Source organism: Marinobacter sp. EhC06 (genome assembly GCF_001650915.1).
In the GTDB taxonomy this organism is placed as follows: domain Bacteria; phylum Pseudomonadota; class Gammaproteobacteria; order Pseudomonadales; family Oleiphilaceae; genus Marinobacter.
Window position 1 is genome coordinate 130,285 of record NZ_LXYO01000037.1, and the last position, 12,618, is coordinate 142,902.

At 55.5% G+C, this 12,618-nt stretch carries 10 protein-coding genes; 5 read left to right on the forward strand and 5 right to left on the reverse strand.

Going from position 1 to position 12,618, the window contains the following annotated elements; translation table 11 throughout:
- The first annotated feature begins 47 nt into the window (after window positions 1-47).
- A complete protein-coding gene (locus A8B84_RS20330) occupies window positions 48-1,226 on the forward strand; it encodes a potassium channel family protein (RefSeq protein WP_064230306.1) in 1,179 nt (392 codons plus the stop codon).
- A 27-nt stretch (window positions 1,227-1,253) separates the two neighbouring features.
- On the opposite strand, the gene A8B84_RS20335 is transcribed toward A8B84_RS20330, so the two are convergent.
- The 5 genes from A8B84_RS20335 to typA form a co-directional block, all read right to left on the reverse strand.
- On the reverse strand, window positions 1,254-2,117 hold the full coding sequence (locus tag A8B84_RS20335; RefSeq protein ID WP_064230307.1) for a CYTH domain-containing protein: 864 nt from the start codon (window positions 2,115-2,117) through the stop codon (window positions 1,254-1,256).
- Window positions 2,118-2,217: 100 nt separating this feature from the next.
- The gene (locus A8B84_RS20340; protein ID WP_064230308.1) at window positions 2,218-3,231 is read right to left on the reverse strand and encodes a porin; all 1,014 of its coding nucleotides are present in this window, start codon (window positions 3,229-3,231) and stop codon (window positions 2,218-2,220) included.
- 488 nt (window positions 3,232-3,719) lie between these two features.
- The gene (gene dtd / locus A8B84_RS20345; RefSeq protein ID WP_064230309.1) at window positions 3,720-4,178 is read right to left on the reverse strand and encodes a D-aminoacyl-tRNA deacylase; all 459 of its coding nucleotides are present in this window, start codon (window positions 4,176-4,178) and stop codon (window positions 3,720-3,722) included.
- Window positions 4,179-4,270: 92 nt separating this feature from the next.
- Window positions 4,271-5,233, reverse strand: a complete 963-nt coding sequence (pip, locus tag A8B84_RS20350) for a prolyl aminopeptidase (protein WP_064230310.1) — start codon at window positions 5,231-5,233, stop codon at window positions 4,271-4,273.
- 113 nt (window positions 5,234-5,346) lie between these two features.
- A complete protein-coding gene (typA, locus tag A8B84_RS20355) occupies window positions 5,347-7,158 on the reverse strand; it encodes a translational GTPase TypA (protein ID WP_064230311.1) in 1,812 nt (603 codons plus the stop codon).
- Between the two features lie 561 nt (window positions 7,159-7,719).
- Between typA and glnA the strand changes: the two genes are divergently transcribed.
- The 4 genes from glnA to ntrC all read left to right on the forward strand — a co-directional run bounded on the left by glnA (window position 7,720) and on the right by ntrC (window position 12,595).
- The gene (glnA, locus tag A8B84_RS20360) at window positions 7,720-9,123 is read left to right on the forward strand and encodes a glutamate--ammonia ligase (protein ID WP_064230312.1); all 1,404 of its coding nucleotides are present in this window, start codon (window positions 7,720-7,722) and stop codon (window positions 9,121-9,123) included.
- Window positions 9,124-9,297: 174 nt separating this feature from the next.
- Window positions 9,298-9,822, forward strand: a complete 525-nt coding sequence (locus A8B84_RS20365; protein ID WP_064230313.1) for a DUF4124 domain-containing protein — start codon at window positions 9,298-9,300, stop codon at window positions 9,820-9,822.
- Window positions 9,823-10,076: 254 nt separating this feature from the next.
- On the forward strand, window positions 10,077-11,171 hold the full coding sequence (gene glnL / locus A8B84_RS20370) for a nitrogen regulation protein NR(II) (protein ID WP_064230350.1): 1,095 nt from the start codon (window positions 10,077-10,079) through the stop codon (window positions 11,169-11,171).
- On the forward strand, window positions 11,168-12,595 hold the full coding sequence (gene ntrC, locus A8B84_RS20375; protein WP_064230314.1) for a nitrogen regulation protein NR(I): 1,428 nt from the start codon (window positions 11,168-11,170) through the stop codon (window positions 12,593-12,595). The genes glnL and ntrC overlap by 4 nt, the downstream gene beginning before the upstream one ends.
- Window positions 12,596-12,618: the final 23 nt, after the last annotated feature.

Here is a 12,618-nt window from a genome sequence, read left to right on the forward strand (position 1 = left end):
GTACTGTATAACGAACTTCCCCGCAACTGAACAGGCCGCCGACACGGATGCAACGAAACCGCCGCCCACTGAATCCGGAGCATCAGGAAACCCACCTGCCCATGGGGGGACTGATTCGGAGCCGGATGAAGCGCCTGTTCGCGATACTGGGCGTGCTGCTCTCGGTACAGGTTCTGATCATCTGGGCGGTCGAGGACCTCTCACTATTTGAGGCCGCCTGGTTGACCATGACCACACTGGTGACCGTTGGCTACGGCGATTATGCGCCCCAGACCATGATCGGTCGGTTCAGCACCATTGTGCTGATGTTTATCACTTCAATTACCTTGCTGACCCTGATCGTCAGCGACTATATCGAGTACCGGTTCTACCGCCGGGAACGCATTTTGTCAGGAAGGTGGATTTATAAAATGAATGACCACATCATCATCATTAACACACCCCAGCATGGCGGCGACCAGTACTTCATGAGGTTTGCTTCCCAGATTCGGGCGATTCCGGGCTATGAGACCATTCCCATCATGATTCTGACTCGCCAGTTTCCAATGGGACTGCCCACAGAACTCTCCGATATTGGTGTTGTGCACTATCACGGTGCAGGCTTTGACCCGGAAGCCTTGAAAGCAGTTCACGCCGGTAGTGCGAGGCATATCATCGTGCTCGCGGCCGACGAGGCCGATCCCTATTCCGATAGCCTGACTTTTGACATCGCCCATCGGTTAACGGAACTGAATCTCGGCAATCACACAATTGTCGAATGTGTTAACGATCAAAACCGGGGACGATTCAAGGCACTCGGTGTGAGAACCATCATCCGTCCGGTTCGAACCTATCCCGAAATTATGGTCCGCTCGGTAGTAGCGCCCGGCTCGGAGAAGGTTCTGGAAGATTTGTTCAATTACGAACATGACCATCCCCACCGGTACGACCTGAAGCTGGACGACCTGAACTGGGCGGATATTGTCAGCGCCCTGGTACGACATGGCATAGGGACTGCACTTGCTTATATTGACGACGACAATGAGGTCATCTGCCATCCGCCGACCAACGAGGAAATTGAAGGTAAGGGGCTCATTGTGCTGGTAAAATCTGCAGAAACGCCGGAAGTGTCGGTAGTGGAGGAGGCTTTGGAGAGATACCGGGTATTCCTGAAACAGTGGCGCGCCCATTCCGCCGCACAGGAAACCGGCGAAGCAGAGCCCGAAAAAAACAACACGCCCGGTTGAAAAGCACCAGGCTACACAATCAAACAGTTACTGCCCTGCAGCGGCAAGCTGCAACTGAAGAACACCCAGCTGAGTGGAACCTTCGGAAAATTCACGAACAGCGGCGCCCTTGGCCAACTCAGCAATTACACACTCATAAAGTTCGCCACACCCTGCGGTAACAGCGGCCCTCTGCACCTGCGTGAGATCCAGTTGGTCCGAAGAAAACGGCTTGTCGAGCAGCCAGCAGGCGCCCAACGCCTGAAGAAATTCAGTCACTGTAATTGGCTCACTCTTGCGGACAATCTCCGGGCAATACAGGCCCGCAATTAAATAACCCTGCTCAGCCTTACTGACGAGATTCAGGAAGACCGGCACTTCTCGGGCCAGTTCGAGCGCCCAGGCCACCAGTTTTCCGCCTTCCCCGCTTTTGAGTTCAAATTCCACTTCGTGCAGTGGCCATCTGGCATCTTTGCCCGCCACAATGCCCGAGTCGACGGCGATCTCTATTACACTTTGCCCTTCTTCGAGCCAGAGCACCTGACGCTGAAAGTTGGTTTCAAACACCACCTCGAGACTGCGGAGATCCAGTTCGGAATTCAGCGGTGTTCCTTCGAGTAAAGACAGATCCAGTTCAGGACCGAATACCGGCCACTCCCACTCTTCGCGCCGGTGAGCGCCATCAACGAACTCACCCCGGGTTTTCAGGGTCTGGATATAGTCATCGCCCGCTTTACGAACCCTCAGCGCGGCTTTGGCCCGATTCAGATCGGCATTGGGCGTGTCGAAATAGCGATTGATAAGCGATTTGTTTTTTCCGACTCGCACCTCAGGACGGGAGGAAAGCCACTCCAAAGCCTGCGCCTGCGCGGCTTCAGAAACACTGAGTTTGATTTCCAGTTCGGTTGCCATACCAATGCCTTATTTTTCAGTTCGCAGAAACGCAAAAACCGGCGACCCTGAGGTCGCCGGTTTTCATACTACAGTACTACAGGATTAGCCGGTTGGCTGATCAGAAGTAGTAAACACCACCAACGGAAGCGATAGAACGCTCGCTCTCATCAGCAACGCCGTATACGCCGTCGTCACCGCCGCCCAGGTAGCCTTCGAAGTACACATACATGTGGTCAGACAGGTTGTGCAGAGCCTGGAAGGTTACTGTGGAGGTTTCGGTGTCGGTAGCGTCATCAGCAACGTTCATCTCGTAGGAGAGAGCGAACTGATTGGCACCCATGGTGTAGTAACCGATTACGCCGTAGGTGTCAGAAGCGTCCTTGGTGGTGTGGTACTCACCAGTTACACGCAGATCACCCATGTCGTAGCTGGCACGCAGACCGTAGGTGTTTTCGTTGCTGGCAGAACCGCCACCGTCGTTGGAGTCCATAGCGAAGGCCAGTTCCAGAGCGTCCATTTCATAGACAGCTGCCAGCTGGTACGGGTAGGACTTCTTGCCGCCTTTGTCAGACAGTGTCTGGTCGTCGCCGTCGCCGTTGATCTGAACAGCGCCCATCAGGGTCAGGCCACCGAAGCTCGGGCTGCTGTACTGAATCATGTCGCCTTCGCCAGTGGTGTAGTCAGCGCCGATGTTCAGGGTAGCGACTTCGTAGTACTGGGAGATTTCGTCTACGGCGCGCTCATAGGTAGAGTCGTCAGAACCAACCCAGATCTGGCCGAAGCTGTCACCCTTGATACCGATGTAAGCTTCATCGACGTCTTCCAGACCGCTCTCGCGATCCTTGTCGTCCGCCGCCAGGCCTTCGAGCTCAAGCTTGAAGAAACCAGTGATGCCAGAAGCAATCTCGTGGTCGTGCTTAACGCCGATGGTAGAACCGTTGTCAGCGTGCTCAACAACAGACTCGCCGCCTTTTACGCTGTCATGATACAGGACGTACTGGATGTTACCGTAAACGGTAGGCATGGAATCCATCTTGGCTGCCAGCTCGGAAGCAGACATGGTTTCCTGGGCCAGCGCGGAGCCAGAGAAGGTTGCGACTGCGATAGCAGATGCGAGGAGCGTTTTTTTCATGTTGCGTCTTCCTTTTTGAGTTAACTCAGGTTTTAGCGACGGGTTCTTATCCCGATTTTGTAAGGCTTCACCAGTCAGGCTGGATGAGGCCGATTCTGCATCACCCCTATGTCAGTTTTATGACAAAGAAGCAACTTTTCTTCTTTTTCGAATAAATCTGAAAGAATCCAGATCTATACAGCTCAATCACTTATCGAGCTTTCTTAAAGCTCTGGATGATGAAACTGTTTTAATACAATCATTCTCATTTTGCAAATTAACTGCGCTGCATTTTTAGCTCTTTTGGCACCAGAAACGCAATTATTTATGCAATTTAGCGCTCGTGAGCTGCGTTACAGTTCCATTTCAAATCCGAGGCCAGATTATCATTAACCTTTTATTAACAGCACCTTAGCCCCAACAAGCTGCACAAAACCAACGTCTCTCATGGCATTTTCGCACCATTGCAGTCCAGCATGACGGGCCGCGCACAATACTAGTGCAACTACCTATACGCGCCTTTGTTTGATCTCAAGCATGAAGGTGACAGGCCCGTCATTCGTCAACCCAACCTTCATATCCGCGCCAAACCGTCCTTCACACACCTTGTTCGAACCCAAATGGGTTCTTGCGTCTGCCACAAACAATTCGTAGAGCCGGTTGGCGACATCCGGGCCCGCTGCAAGGGAGAAACCGGGCCTGGTTCCAGATGACGTATCAGCCGCCAAAGTAAACTGTGGAACAACAAGAAGGGAACCACCGATATCCAGCAGGCTGCGGTTCATCCGCCCTGCGTCATCGGGAAACACTCGGTAAGTGAGGATTTTTCGGCAAAGTTCCCTTGCCTCGCGCTCGCTATCTCCTTTTTCGACACCCAGCAACAGCAGAAGGCCTGTGTCGATCGAGGCTATCTGCTCACCGTCCACGGTAACACTGGCTTGCGAAACTCGCTGGATCAATCCTTTCATCAACTGCCTTGAGGACGATTGAACAGGCAAAAATTAAGATCGGGCAAGAGTGTATCCATGGCGGTTACCGGCCGCAACCCCGAAAACGCAATTCAGCCAGCACTTTTCTCAGTTTTGGCGACAACGGACTCAACACCACGGATGAGGGCATCGATTATGGCAGGCTCCGACGCGGAGTGGCCCGCATCGCGAATGATCTGGAATTCCGCCTCCGGCCAGGCCTTGCTGAGCGCCAGAGCATTGTCCAGCGGGCAAACCATATCGTACCGTCCGTGAACAATAACTCCAGGAATGTCCGCCAGGCGATGGGCATCGCGAATGATCTGGTCTGGCTCAAGAAAGGCGGAGTTCATGAAATAGTGGCATTCGATGCGGGCCAGCGCGATGGCAACGTGAGGATGGCCAAAGTGCTCAACCACCCTGGGGTTCGGATGCAGGGTTGCGCATCGCCCCTCCCAGACCGACCAGGCCTTGGCCGCCTGGATTTGTTCCAGCTCGTTGGTACTGGTCAATTTTCGGTAATAGGCTGCCACCATATTATCCCGCTCGGCTTCCGGAATTTGCGCCTCGAAATCAGACCAGTAATCCGGGAAAACGCGGCTGGCACCCTCCTGGTAGAACCACTGAATATCACGGGGACGACAGAGAAATATGCCACGCAGAACCAGCCCCGAGACTCGATTCGGGTGCGCCTGGGCATAAACCAGACTCAGGGTCGATCCCCAACTGCCACCGAACAGAAGCCACTTGTCGATACCCAGGAACGAACGTACCGCCTCCATATCCTCAACCAGCTTGTCCGTGCTGTTGCCCTCAAGCTCTGCCAGCGGAGTGGACCGACCGGCACCCCGCTGATCCATGAGGATAATCCGGAATCTTTCAGCATCGAAAAAACGCCGGTGATAATCCTCGCACCCACCACCCGGGCCACCATGAACGACAAGAACCGGTATTCCGTCAGGGTTCCCGCTTTCCTCAATGTAGAGTTCGTGGGGCGGATCAACGGCAATACGGTGCTGGGCGTTGGGTTTGATTTCCGGATACAGGGTGAGCATGGAACGCTCCGTTCAGGGGATTTACCCGGAGTTTAGCTTAAGCCTATAAAAAAAGGGCCAGATGAATCATTCATCCGGCCCTTTTCTGATCAGACTCCAAAAGAGTCAGCAGGTTACTTCTTGCTGGCGCGCTTGCGCTCGTTCTCGGTCAGAAGCTTTTTCCGCAGTCGGATCGACTTCGGCGTCACTTCTACCAACTCATCATCGTCAATGAACTCTAGCGCCTGCTCAAGGGTGAACTTGATGGGCGGTACCAGGCCGATGACTTCATCCTTGCCGGAGGCACGCATGTTGTCGAGCTTTTTGGCCTTGGTGGGGTTAACCACCAGGTCGTTGTCCCGGCTGTGGATACCACACAACTGCCCTTCATAGATCTCCTGCCCCGGATCCAGGAACAGCTTGCCGCGGCTCTGCAGGGTTTCCAGCGAGTAGGTCAGCGCGGTACCCGTAGCCATGGACACGATGACACCGTTCTGGCGGCTGGTTACATCACCAACCTTGATCGGGCCGTAGTGGCTGAAGGTCGAAGTCAGGATTCCAGTGCCTGAGGTCATGGTCAGGAAGGTGTTCCGGAAACCAATCAAACCACGTGCCGGAATGGTGTAGTCCAGACGCATCCGGCCCTTGCCATCCGGCACCATGTTGGTCAGATCGCCCTTGCGCAGCCCCATTTGCTCCATGACGGCACCCTGGTGCTGCTCCTCGATATCAACGATGACGTTCTCGTACGGCTCCTGCTTTACGCCATCCACTTCCTTGATAACCACTTCCGGGCGGCCAACGGCCAGCTCAAAGTTCTCACGGCGCATGTTCTCGATCAGAACTGACAGGTGCAATTCGCCACGACCGGACACCTTGAACTTGTCCGCGGAGTCACCCTCTTCGACGCGCAGCGCAACGTTGTGCAGCAGCTCTTTTTCCAGGCGCTCTTTGATGTTCCGGCTGGTAACGTACTTGCCTTCCTTGCCCGCAAAGGGGGAATCGTTGACCTGGAAGGTCATGGATACAGTCGGCTCATCCACCGTCAGTGCCGGCAGCGCTTCAACATTGGCCTGATCGCAAAGGGTGTCGGAAATGAACAGCTCATCCATACCGCTGACGCATACAATGTCGCCAGCCTGGGCTTGATCAACCTCAACACGCTGCAGACCGGAATGCCCCATGATCTTGAGGATGCGGCCGTTGCGCTTTTTGCCGTTGGCGCCGATCGCGGTTACCGGCGAATTGGTCTTGATCTTGCCCCTCATAATGCGGCCGATACCGATCACACCGAGGAAGCTGTTGTAGTCCAGCTGGGAAATCTGCATCTGGAACGGGCCGTCCGGATCAACATTCGGTGCCGGCACATGATCAACAATCGCCTGGAATACGGCATCCATGTTGTCATCCAGCTTTTCGTGATCCATTCCGGCAATGCCGTTCAGGGCGCTGGCGTAGACAATCGGGAAGTCCAGCTGCTCGTCGGTGGCGCCCAGGTTATCAAAAAGGTCAAACACCTGATCCACAACCCAGTCCGGACGGGCGCCGGGACGGTCGATCTTGTTAACCACCACGATCGGACGCAGACCCGCGGCAAAAGCCTTCTGGGTAACGAAACGGGTCTGGGGCATGGGGCCGTCGATGGAATCAACCACCAGCAGCACGCAGTCCACCATGCTCATGACCCGCTCAACCTCACCACCAAAATCAGCGTGGCCCGGTGTGTCTACAATATTGATGTCGTAGCCATTCCACTTCAAAGCGGTGTTCTTCGCCAGGATGGTGATGCCCCGCTCTTTTTCCTGGTCATTGGAATCCATGACCCGCTCGCTATCGAGCTCTTTGCGCTCCAAAGTGCCTGACTGGCGCAAAAGCTGGTCGACAAGCGTGGTTTTACCATGGTCAACGTGGGCGATAATGGCGATATTACGAAGTTTTTCAATCACAAAAATATTCCTGCGGCATGCACTCAATGACCTGAGAAGGTCGTTCGCAGGGGGAATCCCAGCACATGCCGTCTCAAATCCGTAAAATGAACTCATTCACCGGAGCTGACTGCCCGGCACCCTGCATGGCGATTTCCGATCCGGGATCCGAAAATGGCAGGGTAAAAAATGAAGCGGCGCGCAGTATAGCGAAAAGTCTGTGTCGTTAATATGAAGAAAAACGCCTATTCTTTTTTAGGAAGCAACCGCACCCATTTAGGGCGAAAAGCCGATAAACGCACCAATGCAGTGCACCAATTGAGTGCAAGAGATCACCCCAGAGCTAGTGATTTCTCATAAACATGCCCCAAACCCTTGCAGTTGCGCCGTTCTGGAGCATGCCCTAAAAATTGGCAAGCGCCTTGCTTTATCGAAATCAGCCGAAATTTACAGGTAAGACGCAACGGCATTTGCTAAGCTGCGCGAACCTGAGAAACAGATCGGAACCCGCTAACCCGGGCGATCCGGCACCACGAACATGAATACAGCCGCCTGTGCGGTATAACTTACGGAGCATGCACAATGTCCAAGACAGTTGATTTGATCAAAGAACACGAAGTCAAATGGGTTGACCTGCGCTTCACTGACAGCCGCGGTAAAGAGCAGCACGTTACACTGCCTGCCACCGAAGTAGATGAAGACTTTTTCGCAGACGGCAAGATGTTTGACGGCTCCTCCATTGCGGGCTGGAAAGGCATCAACGAATCCGACATGATCCTGATGCCGGACGACGAGACTTCTGTACTCGATCCGTTCACCGAAGAGACCACAGTAAACATCACCTGCAACATCGTAGAACCTTCTACCATGCAGGGTTATGAGCGTGACCCGCGCTCCGTTGCCCGTCGCGCAGAGGAATACCTCAAGTCCACCGGCATCGCCGATGGCGCGCTGTTTGGTCCGGAGCCGGAATTCTTCGTGTTTGATTCTGTTAAATGGAATGTGGACATGCAGGGCGCGATGTACCACATCCACTCTGAGGAAGCTGCCTGGGTTTCCGGCGAAGATTTCGATCGCAACAACATCGGCCACCGCCCGGGCGTTAAAGGCGGCTACTTCCCGGTTCCGCCGGTGGACAGCCTTCACGACCTGCGTGGCGCCATGTGTGCAGCCATGGAATCCATGGGTCTGGAAATCGAAGTACACCACCACGAAGTGGGCACCGCCGGCCAGTGTGAAATCGGTGTTGGCGCCAACACGCTCACCAAGAAGGCTGACGAAGTTCAGATCCTGAAGTACTGCGTCCACAACGTCGCTCATGCCTATGGCAAGACTGCGACCTTCATGCCCAAGCCGGTTGTCGGTGACAACGGTTCCGGCATGCATGTTCACATGTCCCTGAGCAAAGACGGCAAGAACCTGTTTGCCGGTGACAGCTACGCTGGCCTGAGCGAAGCCGCTCTGTACTACATTGGTGGTGTTATCAAGCACGCCAAGGCCATCAACGCCTTCACCAACAGCTCAACCAACTCTTACAAGCGTCTGGTTCCGGGCTTCGAAGCGCCGGTTATGCTGGCCTACTCTGCCCGTAACCGTTCTGCTTCTATCCGTATCCCGTACGTGAACAGTCCGAAGGCGCGTCGTATAGAAGTTCGCTTCCCTGACCCGTCTGCCAACCCGTACCTGGCCTTCGCAGCACTGATGATGGCCGGCCTGGACGGCATCCAGAACAAGATCCACCCGGGCGATGCCATGGACAAGGATCTGTACGACCTGCCGAAGGAAGAAGCCCTGAGCATTCCGACAGTAGCTGAAACCCTGTCCGAAGCCCTGGATTGCCTGGAAGCGGATCACGAGTTCCTGACTCGCGGCGGCGTCTTCACTGAAGACATGATCGCGGGCTATGTGGATCTGAAGCGCGGTGAAGTCGAGAAACTGAACATGACCACTCACCCGATCGAGTTCGATCTGTACTACTCCTGCTAAAACCTCTCTCTAGAGGACAAGCAGACAAGCCCCGCCCTCGTGCGGGGCTTTTTTGTGAGCAAAAGCACAGTGCCTGCAGCCCTTAACGATATGTAACCAACATCCGGGGCTACAGGCGTTGAAAAGACCCTGGGCGCCGCCGATAATCGAGGAAACCCAATAACAGGTGAGCTTATGAATCCAAAGTCTGGATTGGTTACCGGCCTTCTGTTTTTTCTGGCGGTTCCGGCCTCTGCTGAGGTTTACCGCAATGTCGATGCCTACGGCAACGTCACCTATTCTGACGAGCCCAGTGAGGGCGCAGAAGCGGTACAGGTCAAGCCGGTCACGACCATCACATTGCCCAAGCCAGAAGTTGTGCAGGAAACCGAAAAGCTGCGCGAAGAAGTGCAGCGAGAAGGCGCCGCTTACGACAGCGTCTCTTTCGCCTATCCGGATAACAACCAGGCGTTTCACAGTGGCAGCGGAGATGTCCAGTTCGAGGTGCGCAGCACACCTGGCCTCCAGCCCGGCCACAAATACGAAGTGACGCTGGACGGACAGCCCGTGGGGCAGAGCACATCCGGCTCAATCACCGTCAATAACGTCTTCCGTGGAACCCACGAAGCCCGAGTGCATATCGTGGACGAAAACGGGGTTCAGGTAAAAACCGGTTCACCGATTACCTTCACGGTTCACCGCCCTTCCGCTCTGAACTAGCCAAGTCAATCAAATAGACCGCACTATTTTGGTGCGCTCGCACCAGGAAAAAGCCATACTCTGATCAGCAACGGGGCGTATTTTCCGGACTGATCAGAGGCTTTCTTGCCATTTGCACCAGCTTACGGCACTTTTCAGCGCCAATACGCCCGTCTGCCCGCACTTTGCCCACTCATTCATGAACCTGGCTCAAAGTGGTTCGCTTTTTGCAAAACTCCGGAGGTCACACTATGTCGAACCAACGGGATTCACGCATGGCACTGCCTTCGGCCCAGCAAAACGGATACAAGAGCATTCTCGACAGCCTGACTACGGCTGTCCTGGTACTCGAAGATAGCCTGACTATCCGGTATCTCAACCCGGCCGCCGAAAGCCTGTTCGAAACCAGCATGACCCGTAGCCAGGGCCAGCCCTTCCAGGACATTCTGGTGGAGTCCGAAGACGCACTGAAAACCCTGTTTGCCGCCGTCCGGAACGGACAGTCCTACACCCGAAGAGAGGCCGAGTTTCTTCTCACAAGCGGCTCCCGACTTACGGTTGATTATTCGGTAACGCCTATAAGCCTGGAGCCGACAGAACTCCTGATCGAGATCCAGCCGAGAGACAGGCTGATGCGGATCAGCCGCGAGGAAGACATCATTTCCCAGCAGGAGACCACCCGCATTCTGGTCCGGGGCATGGCCCACGAGATCAAGAACCCCCTTGGGGGCATAAGGGGTGCGGCGCAGCTTCTTGACCGGGAACTCAATAGTGAAGACCAGCGGGAATACACTCGGGTCATCATTGACGAGGCGGACCGCCTCAGAAGCCTGGTTGACCGGATGCTGGGCCCGAACAAGGCTCTGAAGCTGGCCCCGACCAACATTCATGAAATCCTCGAACGAGTGGGCACCCTGCTTGAGGCAGAAAGCAAAGGACGACTGAATTTCGAACGGGATTACGACCCCAGCATTCCAGAGTTCAAGGGCGACAAGGAGCAACTGATCCAGGCGTTCCTGAATATCGCAAGAAACGCCATGGAAGCGGCCTTCGAAAACCAGGCGGGCCACAGTTCCGAGGAACCGCCTACGATCACCTTCCGCACCCGCACCCTGCGTCAGTTCACCATTGGCAACCGACGCCATCGGCTGGTGTGCCGGGTCGACGTTATCGACAACGGCCCCGGCATACCGCCGGAGCTTCTACAGAATATTTTCTATCCGATGATCAGTGGCCGTGCCAGCGGCACCGGCCTGGGCCTCTCCATTACCCAAAGCATCATCGGCCAACACCATGGACTGGTTGAATGCGAGAGCGAACCAGGCCGAACCGACTTCATCATCTTCCTGCCTCTGGAGGACACCCCATGAGCCAACCGGCAAACGTCTGGATCATAGACGACGACCGTAGTATTCGCTGGGTGCTGGAGCGCGCCCTTAACCAGGCCGGTATGCAGCCCCGAGTTTTTGACAGTGGTGAAAGCATCATGATGCGGCTGGAACACGAACAGCCGGATGCCATCGTAAGCGATATCCGGATGCCGGGGGTCGACGGCATCACCCTGCTTTCCCAGATTGTGGACGTTCACCCGGACGTGCCCGTGATCATCATGACCGCACACTCGGATCTGGAAAGCGCGGTGACCAGCTACCAGACCGGCGCGTTCGAGTACCTTCCCAAGCCGTTCGATGTGGATGATGCGGTAGCGCTCGTGAAACGGGCCATTGCCCACAGCCATGAAAAACGTGCCAGTGCTGAGCCTCAGGCCGAAATGGCCCAGCGTAACGCCGAAATTATCGGTGAAGCGCCAGCCATGCAGGAAGTTTTCCGGGCAATTGGCCGGCTTTCCCACTCCAACATCACCGTTCTGATCAATGGCGAGAGCGGCACGGGCAAGGAGTTGGTGGCCCAGGCACTGCACAACCATAGCCCCAGGGCAAACCACCCATTCATTGCCCTGAACATGGCTGCTATTCCAAAGGACCTGATTGAATCCGAACTGTTTGGCCACGAAAAAGGCGCCTTTACCGGCGCAGGCGCCGCCCGCCAGGGCCGCTTCGAGCAGGCCAACGGCGGCACCCTGTTCCTCGATGAAATCGGTGATATGCCCGCCGACACCCAAACCCGCCTTTTGCGGGTTCTGGCCGATGGCGAGTTCTACCGGGTGGGTGGCACGACGCCTATCAAGGTGGACGTACGCATCATCGCCGCAACACACCAGGATCTGGAAAAACTGGTGCAGGCGGGCACCTTCCGGGAAGACCTCTTCCACCGCCTGAACGTTATTCGCGTGCACCTGCCCAAGCTGGCCGAGCGCCGGGAAGACATCCCCCGCCTGATGCAGCACTTCCTGAAACGGGCCGCAAAAGAGCTGGCCGTAGAGCCGAAGATCCTCCGAGAAGAGGCCGAAGAATACCTTACTACCCTGCCCTGGCCGGGCAACGTCCGCCAGTTGGAGAACACCTGCCGCTGGCTGACCGTAATGGCCAGTGGCCGGGAGATCCACATTGATGATCTGCCGCCGGAACTGCTGCACCAAGCGGAGACTCCGACCACGGGAACGACCTGGCAGGAGGGTCTTAAAAACTGGGCCGAACAGGAACTCAAGCGGGGCAAGAAAGGCATTCTTGATACGGCCGTGCCGGAGTTCGAGAAAATCATGATCGAGACAGCCCTGAAGCACACCGGCGGCCGCCGCCGTGATGCCTCGATTCTGCTGGGTTGGGGGCGGAATACGCTGACCCGGAAGATCAACGAACTGGGGATGGATCATCCGGAGCACGAAGACGACTGACGATTGGCGAACCGCCGGGGTTC